Origin of the sequence: Nocardia sp. NPDC006630 (assembly GCF_040611495.1) — a bacterium.
Classification (GTDB): Bacteria; Actinomycetota; Actinomycetes; order Mycobacteriales; family Mycobacteriaceae; genus Nocardia.
This window is the reverse complement of the sequence record NZ_JBEXOK010000007.1, coordinates 1-20,406: the sequence shown is the minus strand read 5'-3', so window position 1 is coordinate 20,406 and position 20,406 is coordinate 1. Positions and strand designations below refer to the sequence as shown.

Below are 20,406 nucleotides of genomic sequence, written 5' to 3'. Positions count from 1 at the left end.
GGCGACGACCAGCGATGAGGAACCGGTGAGCCCGGCAAGCCGATCTTTCACACTTCCCACACCGTTCACAACGACACCGCCTCGTAGAGCTTCCCGATTTCGTCACGGCCCAGAACACGCAAGGCACCCGGCCGCTGATCGCCCAGGGCGACCGGACCGACATGGGTGCGCACCAGCGCGGTCACCGGATAGCCGACCTCGGCCAGCAGGCGACGCACAATGTGCTTGCGACCCTCATGCAGCACGAGCTTGACCAGCGACTTGCCCTGGCCGACCTCGAGCACCTGGAACTTGTCGACCTTGGCCGGACCGTCGTCGAGTTCGACGCCGTCCCGCAGCACCTTGGCGACATTGCGGTTGTTGATCTCGCCGTTGACCGTGGCGAGGTAAGTCTTGGAGACCTCGAAGGACGGATGCATCAGGCGGTGCGCCAGATCGCCGTCATTGGTGAGCAGCAGCAGACCCTCTGTATCGGCGTCGAGCCGGCCGACATGGAAGAGCCGCTGGCCGGCCGCGATCCGCTCGGAGACGATATCGCCGACACACGGGCGGCCCATCTCGTCGGACATGGTGGACTGCCAGCCCTTGGGCTTGTTCAGCGCGAGGTAGACCTGCTCATCGCGCACGACAACACGCACACCGTCAACACGAACGATCGCGTTCTCCGGATCGATCCGCAGACCCTGCTCTTTCACGATCTTGCCGTCGACCTCGATGCGACCCGCATCGATCATGTCCTCGGCCACGCGCCGCGAAGCGACACCGGCCTTGGCCAGCACCTTCTGCAGACGCTCACCCTCGCCCCACGGCAGCTTCTTCGGACCCGCGGTCTCCGCCGGGTCGACATTCTGATGCTTGGCGGGCTTGGCATTGCTGAGCATCACCGCGACCGCGGGCGAAGGCCGATGAACCTTGGCCTTCTTGGGCGCGGGAGAGGTGCTCGGAGCCATCGGGCGTCCGCCGCGAGGCGCCGCACCACGGGGAGCCGAAGCACCACGCGAATCGGACGAACCACCACGCGAGCCCTGGTAACCGGAGCCGCCACGCGAGTCAGACGAACCACCGCGCGAGTCGTACGAACCGGAGCCACCACGCGAATCTCCGCGCGAGCCTTGGTAACCCGAGCCACCACGGGAATCGGACGAACCACTACGCGAACCCTGGTAGCCGGAGCCGCCACGGGAGTCGCCGCCACCGAAGGAACGCGAATCTCCGCGCGAGCCTTGGTAACCCGAGCTACCGCGCGAATCGGACGAACCACCACGCGAACCCTGGTAACCCGAACCACCACGCGAGTCAGATGATCCACCGCGAGAGCCCTGGTAACCGGAGCCACCACGGGAATCGGAGGAACCACCGCGCGAGCCCTGGTAGCCCGAGCCGCCACGGGAATCGGACGAACCGCCCCGTGAGCCCTGGTAACCCGAGCCGCCACGCGATTCGTACGAACCGGAGCCGCCGCGCGAGCCCTCATACGATCCGGAGCCGCCGCGGGAACCCCCGCGCGAGCTGTCCGAGGATCCTCCGCGAGACGAGCCGCCACCCCACGACTGCGAGTCTCCGCGTGATCCGGTGCGCGGGGCGGAGCTGCCACCGCGCGAATTGCCACTTCCATATGAATCGCCACCCCGTGATTGCGCGGACCTGTCGGTCCGGCCTCGGGCGGCCTGCGAATCGCCCCGGGGCGATTCGAATCCACGTTTACTACGTTCCGGTGTGCCATCTCGGCGAGCGGGAGTATTCACGTTGTCCTAATTTCAGTCTTCGGTGCCGAGGTTGATATCCGCCTCGGCCGGTTTTTTCAGCCTGGTGTACCGGGGGTCGGTGTCCAGGCTCTCGTTGATCTCATCGATCAGGTCGACGCCCGGGAGCAGCGGCGCCAACGCCGGCAGATCCGACAGTGACGCGAGCCCGATCCGTTCCAAGAACAGCTCGGTGGTGACGTACAGGGTGCCGTTCGTCTCCGCGTCCGTTCCGGCCTCCGTGAGCAGTCCCCGCGCCAGCAGGGTCCTGATCACGCCGTCGATATTCACTCCGCGCACCGCACTCACTCGGGCCCGGGTAACCGGTTGACGATAGGCGATCACCGCCAGGGTTTCCAAAGCAGCGCGAGTGAGTTTTGTGCGTGCGCCGTCCAACAGCATACGTTCCACGTAGGGTGCGAACTCCGTCCGCGTGTAATAACGCCACCCGTCACCCACAAATCTGAGATCCATGCCACTGCGGCGGGCGCTCAATTCGGCCGACATCTCGCGCAATGCCCGCTCGACCCGCACAGGTGTGTCGTTCACCGCATTTGCGAGCAGGTCGACCGGCGCGGGCGCGTCGACCACCAGCAGCATCGCCTCGAGCGCCGACCGGAACTCCTCCTCGTCCAGCGCACCCGGATCGAAGTCCTCGACCACATCCCCGATATCCAGCCGCGTCTGCCCGAATTCTCCGGCCACCGGGCCGGGCTCGGCGTCCACCGCACCCGTGCCGAACTCCGCTTCGAGCGACTCGGCCGTCGCGCCGAGGTCGGCCGCCTCGCCCACGCTGGGCGCGATATCGGACACGACCCCGCCCGGCTCGAACTGCTCTGCCTCGGTCACCCGTAGTCCTCCTCGATGGTTACCGGCTCCGCCGGTTGGTCGGCGAGCTCGCCGAGCCAGCTCACGCGGAGCGGGCCCAGCGGATCGGGCTGGTCGAACTCGATCGTTTTGCCGCGATAGAGCTCGAGCAACGCCAGGAAGCGGGCGACGATCTGCACCGCCACCTCGCAGTCGGCGCAGATCTCCCCGAAGGTGGTCCAGCCGCCGACACCACGGCTCTTCAGCATCTCCAGCACCAGCGCCGCCTGTTCGGCGACCGAAATGGCGTGATTGTGCAGGTGATCCAGGCCCACCGTGGGGATCGGGCGCGGGGTGAACGCCGCCGCGGCGACCTCCGCGAATCCCGCGGCATCCACTCCCAGCGTAACGTCCGGCAGCAGCGCCAGGTAGCGCTCCTCGAGCGACACCGCGCGCGGATACCGTTGCAGCGCAGCCGCCTCGAGCTCGCCCAGCAGCTCCGCCACCTGCTTGAACGCGCGATACTGCAGCAGCCGCGCGAAAAGCAGGTCGCGCGCGGAGAGCAATTCCAGATCTTCCTCGTCGGTGACCTCACCGGACGGCAGCAATCGCGCGGTTTTCAGATCCAGCAGGGTCGCGGCGACAACCAGGAATTCGGTGGTCTGGTCGAGGATCTTGTCCGCGCGCAGGCCCGTCTCCTCGGACATGCTCGCGGTCAAAGCCTTGGTGTAGGCGATGAATTCATCGGTCACCTTGTGCAGCGCCACCTCGGTGACATCCAGCCGCCGGGAACTGATGAGCTGCAACAGCAGATCGAAGGGTCCCTGAAAGTTGGTCAGCTGCAGATGAAAGCCGACCTTTTTGTCTGAATTGCCGGTATCCGCAGGGATTTCAGCGATAGGCGCGGCGACGATTTCCTCGATCGCCACGATATCGGCGACGATGCCGCCATCCCCCGCAGGCGTCTCGGGCGAATCCACGAGTGCCTCGGGCATATCCACGGGTGCATCGGGCAAAGGAGTATCCACGTCCGCCGGAGAGTGCGCGGTCGTGCGGTCGGGCGAATCGTTCAACGGCCCGACCGGTGAATGACTTCCCGCGCCATAGCCCGATACGCCTCCGCACCACCGGATTTCGGCGCCCAGGTGGTAATGGGCTCACCCGCGACACTGGCATCCGGGAATCGCACGGTCCGCGAAATCACCGTGTCGTACACCAGATCACCGAACACTTCGACCACACGCGTCATGACCTGACGCGAATGCAGCAGGCGGGCATCGAACATGGTGACCACGATGCCGTACAGGGTGAGCGCCGGATTCAACCGGTCCCGGACCTTCTCCACGGTGTCATTGAGCAGCGCTAGCCCACGTAGCGAAAAGTATTCGCACTCCATGGGAATGATCACACCGTCCGCGCACGCGAGCGCGTTCACCGTGAGCAGACCCAGCGACGGCTGGCAGTCGATGAGGATGTAGTCGTAGCGATTGCGCAGCGGCGCCAGCGCACGGCCGAGCGTGTGCTCGCGGCCGACCTCGTTGACGAGCTGAATCTCCGCCGCCGACAGGTCGATATTGCTGGGCAGCAGGTCCATACCCTCGACCTTGGTGTTCATCAGCACCTGATCGACACTGACCTTGCCCGGCCCGACCAGCAGGTTGTGCACGGTCATATCGAGATCATGATGCGCCACACCGAGTCCCGCGGACAGCGCGCCCTGCGGATCGAGATCCACCAGCAGCACCTTGCGCCCGTGTTCGGCCAGTGCCGCACCGAGATTGATGGTCGAGGTGGTCTTGCCGACGCCGCCCTTCTGATTGCACATGGCCACGATCAGAGCGTCGCCGGTGTGATCGACCGGGTTCGGATCGGGGATATCGCGCAGCGGTCGCCCAGTGGGACCGAGTTCCGCGCCGGCGTCCACATCGGGCGCCTCCCACAGGGTTTGCGCGGCGGTCTCGATCCGCTGGCCCGCACCACCGGCTTTCGTCACGTCCGCTACTCCTTCGACGTTCCTGCCCTTGCTCCGCCCGACCGAATGTGCCGGTGGACGGCGCGCCCGGCCGCGTGTGCGGCCGGTTCACTGATAGACGCTACCGTCTGCCAGTACCAGACCCACGTTCGGACACGCACCCTAAACCTGCACTTCAGGCTGGCTAGCGGGCCCGCGGATGGGCTGTCGCCCATACCTCGTGCAACGTGCCGACGGTCACCAGAGTGTAGATCTGCGTGGTGGTTACCGAGGCATGACCGAGTAACTCCTGCACCACACGTACATCCGCGCCACCGTCCAGCAGATGCGTGGCGAACGAATGTCGCAGCGTATGAGGGGAAACGTGCGCCGCGATACCGGCCCGCTCGGCGGCGGTGTGCAGCACCTGCCAGGCGGACTGACGCGAGAGCCGGCCGCCGCGATGATTGAGGAACAGGGCGCTGTTTCCCTTGCCGCGCACCGAAAGTGCGGGACGGCCGCGCACCAGATAGGTGTCGACAGCGGCGAGCGCGGGACGGCCGATGGGCACCATGCGCTGCTTACCACCCTTGCCGCGCAACACCACAGCACGATCGGCGGCATCGATATCGTCGACGTCCAGGCCGATGATCTCGGAGATGCGCGCACCGGTGGAATAGAGCAATTCCAGCAGCGCGCGATCACGCAGACCGCGCGGGCCGTCGGCGGCATCCCCGCCCGCCGCGTCGAGCAATCGTGAAATCTGGTCGTACGGGAGCGCTTTGGGTAATCGACGGGCGGGACTGGGCGGCTTCACCGGATGGGCGACATCGGCATCGGTCACCCCCTCGGCCGCGGAGAATTTGTGCAGGCCACGCACCGCGACCAGGGCCCGCGAGGCGGAACTGGCCGCCAGCGCCGGATGCTCGGCGTCGCCGGCGCGCAGGGACACCATGAAATCGGAGATATCGGTCTCGGAAACCCGTGCCAGGGTATCGATCCCCCGGCCGTCCAGGAAGCCGCGATAGCGGCTCAGATCACGACGGTAGGCGCTGAGCGTATTCCGTGCCGACCCGCGCTCCACCGTCAAATGATCCAGGTAGACGTCGATCTGGCGGCTCAGCACGTGCACATCATGGCAGCAGTCACCGACAGGCAACCGCTACCGCGAATCCCGCGCGTCCGATTTGCCCGGGCCCTCGGGATGACGAGATCAGTCGCGCTGGGCCGCTTTGCGTTCCAGGAAGGCGGTGGGCATGCCCGGCCAGGGCGCGTCTGCCGGGCGCAGCTCGGCACCACTCGCACGCGCGGCGATCAGCGCTGTCACACCTGCGACGGCTGTCGCATTGGTGATCTCACCGGCGAGTGCGGCCCGCATCGCTTCGGCCAGCGGCACCCGCAGCACCTGCAGGTCGGCCTCTTCCAATTCCGGTTCGGGCTGCTCGGTTTCGTAGATTCCGGAGGCCAGGTAGATGCGCAGCGCCTCATCGGTGAAGCCCGGGGACAGTGCGATATCGACCAGCACCGACCATTCGCGTGCGGCCAGCCCGGTCTCCTCGGCCAGTTCGCGCTTGGCGGCTTCGAGGGGGTCCTCCCCCAGTTTGTCGAGCAATCCGGCGGGCAGCTCCAGTAGTCGCCGCCCGATCGGATGCCGGTACTGGTTGATGAGCACCAGATTGTCGTCCTCGTCCACCGCCGCGACGGCAACGGCGGCATGGTGTTCGATCACTTCGCGCTCGGCGACCTTGCCGCCGGGCATGACCACCTGATCCAGCCGCAGGGCCAGGATCGCACCCGAATACACGGTGCGACTCGAGACGGTGTCGAATTCATGCGTTCCGGGCGCGGATTCAGCCATGCAGCAACCCTATCCGGCGACCGGCCGCCGCAATGCCGACGGCCCGGCAGTGCAGGTCTCCCGAACTCGGGAGGACATGCGCTGCCGGGCCGCCCGGGCATTGCTCACGCCAGTGTCAGCTGGTCACTTTCTCGCCGTCGGCGGGCTCGGCCTCGGCCGGGACATCCACCGGAAGCTGTTCGGCCAGCTTGTATTTCAGAGCCGCCCCGATCAGCGCCGCGAACAGCGGATGCGGACGCGTCGGACGCGACTTGAGCTCCGGATGCGCCTGGGTGGCGACGAAGAACGGATGCTTGGACTGCGGCAACTCCACGAATTCGACCAGCTTGCCGTCCGGGGAGGTACCGCTGAACTTCAGCCCGCTCTTGGCGATCTTGTCGCGGTAGGTGTTGTTGACCTCGTAGCGATGCCGGTGCCGCTCGGAAACCTCGGTCTCGCCGTAGGCCTGCGCCACCACCGAACCCGCTTCCAGGATCGCCGGATAGGCGCCCAGTCGCATGGTGCCGCCGAGATCGGCCTCACCGGCCACGGCCTGCTGCTGATCGGCCATGGTGGAGATGACCGGATACTTGACGTCCGGCTCGAATTCGGTCGAGTTGGCATCGGTGAGACCCACCGAACGCGCCGCCTCGATCACCATGCACTGCATGCCCAGGCACAGACCCAGCAGCGGAATGCCGTGGGTGCGTGCGTACTTGATCGCACCGACCTTGCCCTCGATGCCGCGGATGCCGAAGCCGCCGGGCACCAGTACCGCGTGCACATCGTGCAGATGCGCCCGGGCGCCGGCCTCGGTCTCGCACTCGTCGGACTGCACCCAGCGGATGTTCACCTTGGCGTGTGCGGCGAAACCGCCCGCACGCAGCGCCTCGGTGACCGAGAGGTAGGCGTCCGGCAGATCGACGTACTTGCCGACCAGCGCGACGGTGACGTGCTCGCGCGGGTTGTGCACCCGATCCAGCAGGCCACCCCATACCGTCCAGTCCACATCGCGGAAAGGCAGGCCCAGGCGGCGCACCACGTACGCGTCCAGGCCCTCGCGGTGCAGCACCTTCGGAATGTCGTAGATCGACGGCGCGTCGGGAGTCGAGATGCAGGCATCCACCTCCACGTCGCACATGAGCGCGATCTTGTTCTTGAGCGGCTGCGGCACCTCACGGTCGCAACGCAGAATCAGCGCATCGGGCTGGATACCGATATTGCGCAGCGCCGCCACCGAGTGCTGGGTCGGCTTCGTCTTGAGCTCGCCCGAGGGGCCCAGGTAGGGCACCAGCGAGACGTGCAGGAAGAAGCAGTTGTCGCGACCCACGTCGTGCCGAATCTGCCGCGCCGCCTCGAGGAAAGGCTGCGATTCGATATCGCCGACGGTGCCACCGATTTCGGTGATGACGACATCCGGAATCTGCCCGTGCAGATCCGGTCCGGCCATGGCCTGGATGCGATTCTTGATCTCATCGGTGATGTGCGGGATGACCTGCACGGTGTCACCGAGGTACTCGCCACGACGTTCCTTGGCGATGACCGTCGAATAGATCTGGCCGGTAGTGACATTCGCGATCCCGGAGAGATCGCGGTCGAGGAACCGTTCGTAATGACCCACGTCGAGGTCCGTCTCCGCGCCGTCCTCGGTCACGAACACCTCTCCGTGCTGGAAAGGGTTCATGGTGCCGGGATCGACGTTCAAGTACGGATCCAACTTCTGCATCGTGACACGCAAACCGCGTGACGTGAGCAGCTGACCGAGGCTGGAGGCGGTCAGACCCTTGCCGAGTGAAGAGGCGACACCACCGCTGACGAAGATGTGTTTCGTGGCCGCGCGCGCCGGAATCCGTGATTGACCCACGGGACTTCACGGTAACACGGATTCGGGATGCCGATCGAATGCCACGCGAGTCCGCGCCGATCCGATACTCCGGAAATTGCCCGTGATTGGCTCGATGGGTCAGTGCGGCATGGCGGCGACTGTGAGCGAGGTCGCCTTGTCACCCGTACCGTATCGCCCGGTGCCGCCGTTCAGCTGCTCAGTGAGCCCGAGCACGGTCGTGATGCGGCCGATCTCGTGGTCCACATTGTCCACGGTGGTGATTGTTGCCAGCGGCGCTTCCGAGCGCGCCACGGCGATCGGACCGGGCCCCTCGGCCGCCCCGTAGCGACCCGCCAGCACCACCCCGGCGCCGTGTGCGCGCAATGCCGCGGCGAACCTGGCGATGATGGTGCCGCGATTGTTCTCGCCGGATCGCGCGCCGTCACCGGCCACCACGACGGCCAGCTGTGCGGGCTTCACATCGGCGAAAGTCAGGAACCCGCCGCCGCGCAGGGTCTCCAGTGCCAGCCCGCGTTCCTGCTCGGTACCGCGCGGCTGATTATTGGCCGGATCGGTGAGCAGCACCTGACCCAGCAGATCCCCGGCCAGGCTGCCCTGATCCGCGGCGTCGATCTTGAGCTGGGCGCCGGCGGGAACAACATTGGTCAGCGCGGTGCGCAGCCGATCGCTCTCCGAGGAGTCGGTGAAAGCCCCTGTCAGCGCGACGCGGCCGGTGACCGCCGCGCCCGCGGTGGTGAGCGCCGCGGCGACGGCATCGGCATCGGCGCTGTCGGAATCGGGTGTGGTGAACAGCAGCACGCTCTTGGTGGCGAGGCTGTTCGCGAGCACCTTGCCCGCCGCATCGGACAGGAAACTGTCGGCGGCCTTCAATTGCTCTGTGAGCCTGCTGTTCTCAGCCGTCAGCGAGTCCACCTGCTGCCGGTTCCCCGTGCCCGGAAACAACCCGTCGCTGTGCGTGCGGGTGCCGAGCACCACGCCGACCGCGAGGGCCAGGAAGATGGCGGCGATCGAAACGGCGTGGTGGCGAAAGGAAATCACTTGTCCCCTACCTGTGCTGATCGAGCTGAACCTGTAACCAGTGCGAGCCGCGATGCCAGGTTTCGGTGAACCAGGTCGCCGCCTCACCCCCCATATTCGTAGCCAGCAGCACCACGATCAGCGCCACCAGCGCGGCCATCACGACCAGTGCCAGCGCCCAGCCGGATCCGCGGTGCCGGTACAGCGCCGCAACGGCATTCGCGTCCATGAGCTTGGTGCCCATTTTCAAACGGGTCAGGAAGGTGGCCGGATTGGAATCGCGGCGGCCGCGGTCGAAGAAGTCGTCGAGCGAAGCCGCGGCGCCCACGGTGACGATCAGCGTCGCGCCGTGATGATCGGCCAGCAGCAGCGCCAGATCGGCGGGCGCGCCCGAGGACGGGAAGGTGGTCGCGCCGATGCCCAGATCCTGGATGCGATCCAAACCCTTTGCGTGCCCGTCGGTATCGGCCGGCAGGATCACCTCCGCACCACACTTGAGCGTGGTTGCGGTGATCTCCTCCGGATCGCCGACGATGAGGTCGGGGCGATAGCCGTGGCGGGTCAGGGTATCCGCGCCGCGGCCGACGCCGATCAGGATCGGCGCGTACTCCTTGATGAACGGCTTGATGCGCTTGAGGTCAGCCACATGCTCGGGACCGTCTGCGACAACCACGACATGCCGCTTCTTCATGTCGATCGCGACCTCGGGCACCCCGATTCCGTCGATGAGCAAGGAACTCTCGGTGCGGATGAACTCGATGGTGTTGCCCGCGAACGCTTCCAGATGATCGGCCAGGCCGTTGCGGGCCTCGATCATGCGCTCGGAAATGCTCGACTCGGTGAGCTCGATGCCTTCGACGAGGGCGTCCGGCTCCTTCTTGGTCAGCTTGTCGGCGTAGATGACACTGCCGTCGATGCGGACCTTGGCGCCGTCCTTGATCTTCTTGAAAACATCGGAGCTGAGCGTGTCCAGCAGCAGAATTCCATTGGCCACCAGCACCTCCGGCCCCAGGTTCGGGTAGCGGCCGGAGATGGACGGCGAGGCGTTCACGACCGCGGCCACGCCGGCCTCGACGAGCCGGTCGGCGGTGAGCCGATCCAGATCCATTTCGTCCAGGACGACCACATCACCCGGTCCCACGCGCTGCAGCAGACGCCTGGTATTGCGGTCGACCCGGGCCATCCCGACAATTCCGGGGAGCGTTTCGGTGCTACGCGTCAACAGGGCCGGCATCTTCATAACGATCGATCTTTACCGGAAAGTCTCAACCATTGGTGGAGGCGCGCCGGTCCGTCAGCATTCGCCACTTGATAACTGCGACGGAATGTCCCAGACGGGACTGTCTTCTTACCCATCGGTAAGGCTAAGCTCCGCACTACGGTTCGAGAGGAGACCCACCGTTATGGCCAGCACCACCGTCGATACTGTCCTGTCCGCCCCGCGCGATGTCGTCTACAAGCTTTTCAGCGATCGAGACGCCCTCAACTCCTATCTGCCCGTTCAGATTTCCCTGGTGAAGCCGGGCGTCGGCAGCCCCTCCGGGGTCGGCGCCCAGTACAAGATCGGCCTCGCCGGCCTCGGCATCACCGAGGAGACCACCGAACTGGTCCCCGGTGAGCGCATGGTCTACCGCGTCATCAAGGGCGCCCCGGTCAAGCGCCACGTCGGCACCATCACCTTCGCCGACGCACCCGGCGGCACCCGGGTGGTCTACACCATGGAGTCCGAGCCGAGCCTGCCCGTTCCGGCCAAGGCCCTCGAGGTCGGACTCAAGGGTCTGATCAATGCCTTCCTCGGCGGCGCCCGCAAGGCCGTCAAGTAGGACGCTTCGCATAGTTCATGCACCGAGGGCCCGCGGATAATCTCCGCGGGCCCTCGGTGTTTCGCTGCTGGTTCTTGGATCAGCTGGCGGCGGTGACCTTTTCGGCGTCCGCCGTGGTCAGTAGCTCCCAGGCGTGTGCGCGACCGGTTTCGGTGTCGTCGAGACCGGCCAGCATGCGGGCCAATTCGACGACCCGTTCATCACGGGTGAGGGAACGAACGCCGGAATTGACGCCCTTGCCGTCATCCACCTTGTCGACGACCAGGTGGGTATCGGCGAAGGCGGCCACCTGCGGCAGGTGGGTGACCACGATGACCTGGTGGGTGCGGGCCAATCGGGCCAGGCGGCGGCCGATTTCGACGGCCGCGCGGCCACCGACGCCGGCGTCCACCTCATCGAAAACCATGGTGGTGCCGTGTTCGGAGCTGGCCAGGACCACTTCCAGGGCGAGCATGATGCGGGAGAGCTCACCGCCGGAAGCGCTCTTGCTCAAGGGAAGTGGCTGTGCGCCCGAATGCGCGGCGAGCCGGAATTCGGCCTCGTCCACACCGGTCGAACCGGCGTGCAATTCCTTGCCGTCGAGGGTGAGCGGGGCGGAATCCTGCACTCCGGCGGGCACCGGCTGCACAATGACCTCCAGCCGCGCCCGGCCCATGGCCAGGCCGCCGAGCTCGGTGCTGACGGCGGTGGCCAGCTTGCCTGCGGCCTTACTGCGAGCGGCGGTGAGTTTGCGGGCGGCCTCACGCACCTTGACCGCCGCGGTTTCGACCTCCGCGGCCAGCGCGGCCAGGGCCTCCTCGGAAACGTCGAGAGAGGCCAGGCGCAGGCGGGATTCATCGGCCCACTTGATGACACCGTCGATATCCGGCGCGTACTTCCTGGTGAGCGTCTTCAGTTCGGCCTGCCGGGTGAGCATGGAATCGAGCGCGCCGGGATCGGACGGCAGATCCGAAAGATAGGAGCTGAGTTCGGTGGTCAGATCCACCACCACCGAAATGGCCTCGCCCAGACGGGGAGCCAGGCCCACGAGGGCCGGATCATCGGCGGCTTCCATGCGCGCGCGGGCGGTGCCGAGCAGATCCAGCGCACCCGAACCCTCACCGGGCGTGTCCGAGGGACCGGCGAGCGCATCGTGCGCCGTCGACGCCGCCTCACGCAGCGAATCCAGATCCGAGAGCCGGTGCACCTCGGCGACGAGGCGCTCGTCCTCACCGGGTTCCGGTGCGATGGCATCGATTTCGTTCAGCGACTGGGTCAGATGATCGGCCTCGAGCGCCAATTCACGACTGCGGGCGGTGCGCTCGACCAATTGATTGCGGGCGTCCAGCCAGACCCGGCGTACCTTCTGATACTTCTTCAGCAGTCCGGCAACCGAATCGCCGGCGAACTGATCGAGTGCGTGCAATTGCTGATCCGGTCGCTGCAGGCGCAGCTGATCATTCTGGCCGTGCACCGTCAGCAGCGGTGTCGTGAAATCCGAGAGCACCGAGGCGGGGACGCCGCGGCCACCCAGATGCGCGCGGGACCGGCCGTCACTGCCCACCGTGCGGACGGCGATGATGCTGCCGTCGTCATCGCGTTCGGCGCCGGAGGATTCGAGCACCTCCTCGACCTCGGTGATGGCCCCCTCGTGGACATCGTCCACGGTGAAGCGGCCTTCGACCACCGCGCGGGAGGCGCCCAGGCGCACCCGCCCCGGATCGGCGCGGGCCCCACTGAGCAGGTGCAGGCTCGTCACCACCATCGTCTTGCCCGCACCGGTCTCACCGGTCAAAACGGTCAAACCCTCATGGAATTGCGCGGTGGCGGTGGAAATTACGCCCAGCCCGTCAATCCTGATCTCTGTCAGCACTCGTGCTCTCCGTTCGGCGGTTATCTATCTCGCCTGCACTCGGACGCTCCGTGGTTACACGGGCTGCCGCCTCCGCGCCTGACCGCGCAGTCGGGCGGCCTCGCCAGCCTGTCACGGGCAACTGGAACTTGCGCACCATCCGGTCGGCGAACGGTGCGGAATCCAACCGCACGTAGCGCACCGGCTCGGCCCCGCGGACCGCCTCGACCCGGCCGCCCCGCGGCAGTGCGAGGGTGCGTCGGCCGTCGAGGAAAACAATGGCATCATGGCCGGTGGCAACGGTTTCCACGGCGATCCGCGACGCCGGACTGGTGACCAGCGGACGCGCGAACAGCGCATGGGCATTGCTCGGAATCACCAGCAGCGCTTCGAGTTCCGGCCACACCACCGGACCGCCGGCGGAGAAAGCATAGGCCGTCGAACCGGTCGGCGTGGCGATCAGCACCCCATCACAGCCGAAGGCCGACACCGGGCGACCGTCCACCTCGAGCACCAATTCGAGAACGCCCATGCGCGCGGCGTTTTCGATACTGGCCTCGTTCAAGGCCCAGCCGCGCTCGACGATCACATCGTCCACGCGCACGCTGACATCGATGGTCATGCGCTGCTCGAGCGTGTAATCGCGCCGAACCACCTGCGACAGCGCCTCATCCAGATGTTCGGCCTCGGCCTCGGTCAGAAAGCCGATGCGGCCCAGATTGATTCCCAGCACCGGCACCGACGCATCACGCGCCAATTCGGCGGCGCGCAGGAAGGTGCCGTCACCACCGAGCGCGAGCACCATCTCGCAGCCGACACCCGCATCCGGGCCGTGCGGCATGATGCGCACCGGATAGCCGACGGCCTCGCTGGGCGTGTCGAGATCGAAACGGGTGCTGTATGCCTCGTCCTCGAGCACGCGCAAGCCGATGCCCGCCTCATCGAAGATCTTGGCCACCCGATGCGCGGTTTCGGTGATCTCGGTGCGACCCGGATGCGCGACCAGCAGGATCTCCCGCCCGGTCTCCCGCGAATTCACTGTGGTCCCTCCTCCACCGCCCGCTCGATCAATGCCGCTACCCGAGCCTGCTCCTCCGCACTGTAAACGGCGGACGCAGAGCTCGCAGCGGACACCGTATCGCTCGGGTCCGACACTCCATCCTTACGCAACCACAGGAAATACTCGACATTCCCGGACGGACCCGGCAGCGGGCTCGCCACCACACCGCGGGTCCGCAGGCCCAGCTTCGCGGCGGCGCCCGCCACCTCGCGCACCGTTTCGGCCCGCAGCGCCGGATCCCGCACCACGCCACCGGATCCGAGGCGATCCTTACCGACCTCGAACTGCGGTTTCACCATGGGCAGCAGATCCGCGCCCGGCGCGCAGCATGCGGCCAGCGCGGGCAAGACCAGGGCCAGGGAGATGAACGACAGGTCGGCGACCACCAATTCGACTGTGCCGCCGATGAGTTCGGGAGTCAGCGCGCGCACATTGGTGCGATCGTGCACCAGCACGCGATCATCGTTCTGCAGACGCCAGATCAGTTGCCCGTAGCCGACATCCGCGGCCACCACTTCCTTGGCGCCCTTGGACAGCAGCACATCGGTGAAGCCACCGGTGGACGCGCCGGCATCGAGGCAGCGCTTGTTCTCGACCGAGACGCCCTCGGCTCCGAAGGCCGTCAGCGCGCCGAGCAGTTTGTGCGCGCCGCGCGAGGCCCACTGCACCTCGTTCGGCTCATCGCGCACCAGCAGCGGAGCGCCGGTCTCCACACCGGTGGCGGGTTTGGTGGCAACGGTTCCATTGATGAGGACACGGCCCGCGTCGATCAGCTCGACCGCGTGTTCCCGCGACCGCGCCAACCCGCGGCGAACCAGTTCGGCGTCCACCCGTGCGCGTCTGGCCACCCTAGATCTTGTCCACCGTTGCCAGGGCCTGCACGAGCACCTCGTGCGCCTGCTCCAGAATGCGCGCGCGGCGCACCATATCCGTGCCGTCGGAGGCCGAATCCCGGGCGCCCGCCGACAATTCGGTCAGCAGCGCGTCGACATCCGCGCGCACTCGCGCCGGATCAGCGAACTCCTGGGTCGCACCTGGCACATGCTGCCCCGGCAGCGGCATCCCCGGACGGGGTCCCGGGGAGGGAAACGGCGGGTGGGGCGTGGGCGTACTCATGGTGGCGACAACGCTACCCGAACTTGCATTCGAACAGTATCCAGGCCGCGAAGGTTCGGCTCGTGTGTCCGATCGACTCCGCCGCGGGTGGCCGCGCGATACGGAAATCCGGTGGACGGCCCTGGCAGAATCGGGCAAATGGATCGCAACTTCGAAGACCTCGTCGACGAAGCCGACGCCGTGTCGGTAGCCGGCTGGGACTTCTCCTGGCTGGACGGGCGCGCCAGCGAACAGCGGCCGTCCTGGGGGTATCAGCGGCAGCAGGCACAGCGACTGGCGAGCGCACAGGCGGCGCTGGATATTCAGACCGGCGGCGGTGAGGTGCTGGCCGAGGCCGCGCACTTCCCGCCGACCATGGTCGCCACCGAATCATGGCCGCCGAATCTGGCCAAGGCCACCCGGCTGCTGCACCCGCGCGGCGCGGTGGTGGTCGCCGATCCGGACGAACCACCACTCCCCTTCGCCGATGCGGCCTTCGACCTGGTCACCAGCCGTCATCCGGCAACCCTCTGGTGGGATGAGATCGCACGCGTGCTGCAACCGGACGGAACCTACTTCGCGCAGCATGTGGGCCCGGCCAGCGTGTTCGAGCTAGTCGAATACTTCCTCGGGCCGCAGCCGCAGGCCCGTAAGGGCCGAGACCCCTCAACCGAGTCCGCCGCGGCCCGCGCCGCCGGGCTGGATATCGTCCAATGTCACACCGAACGACTCCCCATGCGCTTCAACGATATCGGCGCGGTCGTCTACTTCCTTCGTAAAGTCATCTGGATGGTCCCCGGCTTCACCGTGGCGGAATACCGGGACCGCCTGCGCGATCTCCATCAGCAGATCACCGCCGAGGGACCGTTTGTCGCTCACTCCTCGCGGACGCTGTTCGAAGCCCGGAAGCCCGAGTAGCAGTTCACAATCCGAGGGTGAAGTGGTGTGCAGTGATAGCCAGGTGCTGTCGAATGTAGAGGCGGTGCGCCGGGGCCCGTTCCAGGGACACGCCGGAATTCAGTTGCACCGCTTCGCATTCCAGGTCGACGGCCTCGTTTCGAATCCAGTGCATGAGGGTGTCGCCGTGGCCGCGAGAGTCCGGCAGCGTGCTCAGATCGCCGGAATATCGGACCGGGGAATTCACTCCTCAGAGGCGGGCGGGGCCGCGACGGCGATTGCGCGGCCGGGATTCTTCTGCAGAAGAGCTCCGATGACATCGGCGATATCGCCGTCGCCGGGGGCAATGGGGGCGGTATCGGCGACCGGATGATTCAGCGCGTCAAGGGATTCCGCGATGTAGGTGGGGAGGCGGCCGGGGGGCTGGGTGCGGAGGTCCGAGAGGGTGCTCACACCGGTGAGAACCAGGAAGGATTCGAGGCCGACAGTGTGGGCGCCGTCGATATCGGTGTCGAGGCGGTCACCGACCACCAGGGCCTCCCGGGTGCCGACCCGGGCGAGGGCATCCTCGAGCAGGGGCGCGTAGGGCTTGCCCGCCACAATGGGTTCGAGGCCGGAGGCGGTGCGCAGGGCGGCGACCATGGAACCGTTGCCGGGAGCCAGACCACGCTCATTGGGCAGTGTCGCATCGGTATTCGCGGCCACCCAGAGCGCGCCGGCGCGCAAGGCGTACGCGGCCTCGGCCAGATCCGGCCAGGCCGTCTCCGGAGAGTGCCCCTGCACCACGGCGGCGGGGGCGACACCGTTGAAGCGGCGAACCGGCTGCAGGCCAACGGCAGTCACCTCGGCCGCGAGATCATCGGTGCCGACCACCAGTACCGACGCACCCGGCTCGAGACGGGCCGCGAGCAGATGCGCGGCGGCCTGCGCGCTGGTGACAACATCGTCTTCGCCTGCGGTGAAACCGATTTCGCGCAGATGCACCACCACGGCGGCGGCGGAACGACTGGCATTATTGGTGACATAGGCCAGGCGCTGCTCCGGTGCACCCGAAAGCGCTTCCGGCGCACCGGGAATCACCTCGTGCCCGCGATACAGGGTGCCATCCAGATCCAGCAGCAGTGCGCCGAACCGATCCCGTAGCCGCATAACGACGCCCCTCTCACACTTCTTCGCCCGAAACCGATCGGCTGGCCGCCCCTTACGGGGACGGCCAGCCTACTAGGTCGATGCCACGACCAGATCTCGCATACGGCCGACTACTTCTTTCTGTCGCCGTCCTCGGCCTTGTCCGCGGCCTCGGTGTCGACCGGGGTCGCGGTGGCGGATTCGGCGACCGGCTCAGTGCCGCTGGGCTTTTCGGCCTCGGCGGCGCTATCGGTCTCGTCGACGCTGGCGGTCTCGGCGACGCTGGCCGACTTGTCAGCGCTGGCCGACTTGTCGGTCGATGCGGCGGCGGCCGGCACCACGTCCGAGTCGTCGTCATCCTCGTCGTCGAAGTCGTCCGCTTCCGCGAAGTCGTCCTCGTCGTCTTCGGCATCCGCGTCTTCGTCGTCCTCGGTGCCGTCGTTCACGGCAGCGGTCCAGTCCGACTCGTCGTCCTCGCCGGATTCGGCGCCGTCGGCCACCGCGGTGGTCCACTCCGAATGGCCGGATCCACCCTCGGCCAGATCCGCAGCGCGGTCCTCGGCGTCGGTCTCACCCTCGGTATCAGCGGACGCGGCGTTCATGAACCAGGTCAGCGATTCCTCCGCCCGACCGGCGGCCAGCAGGGCCTCGGCATAGGCGTAGAACAGGCGCGCCGAAGCCGAACCCGTCTTGGACGGATCCAGTTCCGCGGTCTGCAGGCTCACCACGGCCTGGTCGTACTGACCGAGATCCATGCGGGCGCCGGCAACCACAATGCGCAGCTCGGTGGCCTCGTCGCCCTTCAGCAGGCGGGCCTCATCGCTGCGGCCCAGTTCGATGGCACGCTCGGGACGGCCGAGGCCGCGCTCGCAATCGGCCATGACCGCGAGCAGACCGGCGCCGCCGGACATGCGTCGCGCAGTACGCAGCTCGGACAGCGCCTCCGCCCATTCACCGGCGTGGTAGGCCGCGACACCATTGGTCTCACGCACCACCGCAATACGACCGGCACGCTGACGGGCCGCACGAGCATGCTCGAGAGCCAGCTCCGGATCCTCATCCAGCAGCTGCGCCACCATGATGAGGTGCCGGGCCACGGAATCGGCATTGGTCTTGTCCAGGCTCAGCAGATCGCGGCGCACCGCGGGCTCGAGATCCGAGGCCTGTACCTCCTCCGGCAACTCCGGCTCATCCGGGCGACTCGCACGGCGTTCGCCACCACGGGAATCGCCGCCGAAGCGCGCACCCTCGCCGCCACGACGACGGTCGGACGAATCGTCACGACCGGCGAAGGACGAACGCTCGGGGCGATCGGAACGTTCCGGGCGCTCTACGCGGGCAGGACGCTCGCTGCGGTCGGGACGCGCCGCATCGTCACGGGCGGGACGCTCGGAACGATCGCGATCCGGACGCTCCGCACGATCCCGATCCGGGCGGTCAGCGCGGTCACGAGCGGGCCGATCGGCGCGGTCACGGTCCGGGCGGTCGGCACGGTCACGATTGAAGCCGCCACCCGAGCTCGGCCGGTCGCCACTGAAACCACTGCGGCCGAAGGTCTTTCGCTCATCACGATCGCCTTCGCGACGCTCGCCACGATTGAAACCACCACGCTCACCGCTACTGCTATCGCGATTGAAGCCACCACGATCGCCACCACGGCTGTCACTGCCGCGGCTATCGCTGCCACGGTTGAATCCACCACCGCTATTGCTATCGCGGTTGAACCCGCCACGGCTGTCCCCACCGCGGCTATCGCCACCACGATTGAAGCCACCGCGATCACCGCTACTGCTATCGCGATTGAAGCCACCACGATCGCCACCACGGCTGTCACTGCTGCGGTTATCGCCACCGCGGTTGAAACCGCCACGATCGCCACCGCGGCTATCGCCCCGGCTGTCACTGCCACGGCTATCGCCGCCACGGTTGAACCCACCGCTACGGTTGTCGCCACCGCGGCTATCGCTGCCACGGTTGTCGCTGCTGCGATTGAAGCCGCCACCGCTCGCGCCGCCACGGTTGAAACCGCCGCGATCACTGTCACGGCTTTCACTGCGGTTGAATCCACCGCGCTCGCCACCACGGCTGTCGCTGCTGCGGTTGAACCCACCACTATTGCTATCGCGGTTGAAGCCGCCCCGGCTGTCCCCACCGCGGCTATCGCCACCACGGTTGAACCCGCCACGGTCACTACCAGCGCTTTCACCGGACCGGCGGAATCCGCCGCGGTCATTGTCACGGCCTTCGCCGCCACGGTTGAACCCACCGCTACGGTTGTCGCCACCGCGGCTATCGCTGCCACGGCTGTCGCTGCTGCGATTGAAACCGCCGCCGCTCGCACTGCCGCGGTTGAATCCACCGCGCTCACCGCTATTGCTGTCGCGGTTGAAGCCGCCACGGCTGTCGCCACCGCGGCTGTCACTGCTCCGGTTATCACTGCTGCGGTTGAATCCACCGCGACTGCCGGAATTGCTGTCCCGGCTCTCGCCACGCCCGAAACCGCTGCGGCCGCCGTCGCGACCCTGGTTCTCACGATTGGAGCCGCCACGGCCGAAGCCGGCGCTGCCACTGTCACGGGTGCCTGCGTTATCGCGGCCGCCCTCTCGGTTGAAGCTGCCACCTCGGCTGCCTTCACTCCGATTGGAGCTACCGCGGTCGCTGTCGCCACGACCCGCGCTACCGCGCCCGGCGTCCCGCCCGCCGTCACGATTGAAACCACCGCCGCCGCTGCTGCTTCGATTGAAGCCCGACTTGCCCTGGTCACGCCGATCGCCCGAACTATTGTCGCGCGCCGGCCGGCTGCTGCTGCCCTCACCGGATCCGCCGCTACGGCGGAAAGGTTTACGGTCGTCGCTCTGCTCCGCCACGGTGATCCCTCTCTATAGTTTGCCTGCGGTACCCGGCCCGCGGCGCTGGCGCGCGTGAGGGTTGGCGGCACAGCCCGCCACCACAAATTCAATCACGCGCCGCTGAGCGTCCAGGCGGCACCGGGTCTAAAACGACGAAAGGGGACCCAACATGTGGGTCCCCTTTCGTGAAGGATGTTCCGGCGGTGTCCTACTCTCCCACACCCTGTCGAGTGCAGTACCATCGGCGCAGGTGGCCTTAGCTTCCGGGTTCGGAATGGGACCGGGCGTTTCCCCACCGCTATAGCCGCCGTAACTCTATGAAACTGTCACACCCGTTGCGTAACGGGATGATTCGCGGGCCGAGGCCTCGAACACCCATCAATAGGGGTTCGGGGACTTGGTCCCCGAAACATCCCACACAACAAGGTTGTGTGTTGTTTCAGATACCGCACAGTGGACGCGTAGCTTCTTTGTTGGTAAGTCCTCGGCCTATTAGTACAGGTCACCTGCACCCGTTACCGGG

Annotated in this window: 15 protein-coding genes, 1 rRNA gene and 2 pseudogenes; 2 read left to right on the top strand and 16 right to left on the bottom strand. The window is 66.8% G+C overall.

Annotation, left to right across the window (positions count from 1 at the left end; translation table 11 throughout):
* Positions 1 to 65: 65 nt before the first annotated feature.
* From ABZX86_RS21305 to steA, 9 genes and pseudogenes are all read right to left on the bottom strand, one after another.
* A pseudogene (locus ABZX86_RS21305) lies at positions 66 to 884 on the bottom strand (pseudouridine synthase); the annotation flags it as partial.
* Between the two features lie 873 nt (positions 885 to 1,757).
* Positions 1,758 to 2,414: an SMC-Scp complex subunit ScpB gene (scpB, locus tag ABZX86_RS21300; RefSeq protein ID WP_355126830.1), complete on the bottom strand. Its 657-nt coding sequence runs from the start codon at positions 2,412 to 2,414 to the stop codon at positions 1,758 to 1,760.
* 173 nt (positions 2,415 to 2,587) lie between these two features.
* The gene (locus tag ABZX86_RS21295) at positions 2,588 to 3,565 is read right to left on the bottom strand and encodes a segregation/condensation protein A (RefSeq protein ID WP_355125920.1); all 978 of its coding nucleotides are present in this window, start codon (positions 3,563 to 3,565) and stop codon (positions 2,588 to 2,590) included.
* A gap of 53 nt (positions 3,566 to 3,618) precedes the next feature.
* Entirely contained in the window at positions 3,619 to 4,512 is an 894-nt protein-coding gene (locus ABZX86_RS21290; protein WP_327146627.1) for a ParA family protein, read from the bottom strand.
* Positions 4,513 to 4,705: 193 nt separating this feature from the next.
* Complete coding sequence (xerD, locus tag ABZX86_RS21285; protein WP_355125918.1) at positions 4,706 to 5,626, bottom strand: site-specific tyrosine recombinase XerD; 921 nt, start codon at positions 5,624 to 5,626, stop codon at positions 4,706 to 4,708.
* 87 nt (positions 5,627 to 5,713) lie between these two features.
* Positions 5,714 to 6,358: an NUDIX hydrolase gene (locus tag ABZX86_RS21280; RefSeq protein ID WP_355125916.1), complete on the bottom strand. Its 645-nt coding sequence runs from the start codon at positions 6,356 to 6,358 to the stop codon at positions 5,714 to 5,716.
* A gap of 115 nt (positions 6,359 to 6,473) precedes the next feature.
* Positions 6,474 to 8,201 (bottom strand): CTP synthase, encoded by a 1,728-nt coding sequence (locus ABZX86_RS21275; RefSeq protein WP_355125914.1) that lies wholly within the window; start codon positions 8,199 to 8,201, stop codon positions 6,474 to 6,476.
* Between the two features lie 99 nt (positions 8,202 to 8,300).
* Positions 8,301 to 9,221: a copper transporter gene (locus tag ABZX86_RS21270; protein WP_355125912.1), complete on the bottom strand. Its 921-nt coding sequence runs from the start codon at positions 9,219 to 9,221 to the stop codon at positions 8,301 to 8,303.
* A gap of 7 nt (positions 9,222 to 9,228) precedes the next feature.
* Entirely contained in the window at positions 9,229 to 10,440 is a 1,212-nt protein-coding gene (gene steA, locus ABZX86_RS21265) for a putative cytokinetic ring protein SteA (RefSeq protein ID WP_355125910.1), read from the bottom strand.
* Positions 10,441 to 10,603: 163 nt separating this feature from the next.
* Between steA and ABZX86_RS21260 the strand changes: the two genes are divergently transcribed.
* Positions 10,604 to 11,023, top strand: coding sequence for an SRPBCC family protein (locus ABZX86_RS21260; protein ID WP_355125908.1), 420 nt, complete (start codon positions 10,604 to 10,606; stop codon positions 11,021 to 11,023).
* A gap of 79 nt (positions 11,024 to 11,102) precedes the next feature.
* Here the strand turns inward: ABZX86_RS21260 and recN are convergent, their stop codons facing one another.
* From recN to ABZX86_RS21240, 4 genes are read right to left on the bottom strand one after another with little or no spacing between them, the layout of a single operon-like run.
* Complete coding sequence (recN, locus tag ABZX86_RS21255) at positions 11,103 to 12,875, bottom strand: DNA repair protein RecN (protein ID WP_355125906.1); 1,773 nt, start codon at positions 12,873 to 12,875, stop codon at positions 11,103 to 11,105.
* Positions 12,853 to 13,893 (bottom strand): NAD kinase, encoded by a 1,041-nt coding sequence (locus ABZX86_RS21250; protein ID WP_355125904.1) that lies wholly within the window; start codon positions 13,891 to 13,893, stop codon positions 12,853 to 12,855. Before ABZX86_RS21250 ends, recN begins: the two co-directional genes overlap by 23 nt.
* The gene (locus ABZX86_RS21245) at positions 13,890 to 14,762 is read right to left on the bottom strand and encodes a TlyA family RNA methyltransferase (RefSeq protein ID WP_355125902.1); all 873 of its coding nucleotides are present in this window, start codon (positions 14,760 to 14,762) and stop codon (positions 13,890 to 13,892) included. The genes ABZX86_RS21250 and ABZX86_RS21245 overlap by 4 nt, the downstream gene beginning before the upstream one ends.
* Position 14,763: 1 nt before the next feature.
* Positions 14,764 to 15,030: a hypothetical protein gene (locus tag ABZX86_RS21240; RefSeq protein ID WP_355125900.1), complete on the bottom strand. Its 267-nt coding sequence runs from the start codon at positions 15,028 to 15,030 to the stop codon at positions 14,764 to 14,766.
* 138 nt (positions 15,031 to 15,168) lie between these two features.
* Between ABZX86_RS21240 and ABZX86_RS21235 the strand changes: the two genes are divergently transcribed.
* Complete coding sequence (locus ABZX86_RS21235) at positions 15,169 to 15,927, top strand: class I SAM-dependent methyltransferase (protein WP_355125898.1); 759 nt, start codon at positions 15,169 to 15,171, stop codon at positions 15,925 to 15,927.
* A gap of 222 nt (positions 15,928 to 16,149) precedes the next feature.
* Here the strand turns inward: ABZX86_RS21235 and ABZX86_RS21230 are convergent, their stop codons facing one another.
* The 3 genes and pseudogenes from ABZX86_RS21230 to rrf form a co-directional block, all read right to left on the bottom strand.
* Entirely contained in the window at positions 16,150 to 17,055 is a 906-nt protein-coding gene (locus tag ABZX86_RS21230) for an HAD-IIA family hydrolase (protein WP_355125896.1), read from the bottom strand.
* A gap of 518 nt (positions 17,056 to 17,573) precedes the next feature.
* Positions 17,574 to 18,296 (bottom strand): annotated as a pseudogene (locus ABZX86_RS21225) (hypothetical protein); the annotation flags it as partial.
* Positions 18,297 to 20,078: 1,782 nt separating this feature from the next.
* Positions 20,079 to 20,195: ribosomal RNA gene (rrf, locus tag ABZX86_RS21220) — 5S ribosomal RNA — on the bottom strand.
* Between the last annotated feature and the right edge of the window lie 211 nt (positions 20,196 to 20,406).

What these genes read in the sequence shown, in the direction of transcription:
- ABZX86_RS21230 (WP_355125896.1), bottom strand. Translation starts at nt 17,055, where the DNA reads ATGCGGCTACGGGATCGGTTCGGCGCACTGCTGCTGGATCTGGATGGC.
- ABZX86_RS21260 (WP_355125908.1), top strand. Translation starts at nt 10,604, where the DNA reads ATGGCCAGCACCACCGTCGATACTGTCCTGTCCGCCCCGCGCGATGTC.
- ABZX86_RS21235 (WP_355125898.1), top strand. Translation starts at nt 15,169, where the DNA reads ATGGATCGCAACTTCGAAGACCTCGTCGACGAAGCCGACGCCGTGTCG.
- ABZX86_RS21240 (WP_355125900.1), bottom strand. Translation starts at nt 15,030, where the DNA reads ATGAGTACGCCCACGCCCCACCCGCCGTTTCCCTCCCCGGGACCCCGT.
- ABZX86_RS21280 (WP_355125916.1), bottom strand. Translation starts at nt 6,358, where the DNA reads ATGGCTGAATCCGCGCCCGGAACGCATGAATTCGACACCGTCTCGAGT.
- steA (WP_355125910.1), bottom strand. Translation starts at nt 10,440, where the DNA reads ATGAAGATGCCGGCCCTGTTGACGCGTAGCACCGAAACGCTCCCCGGA.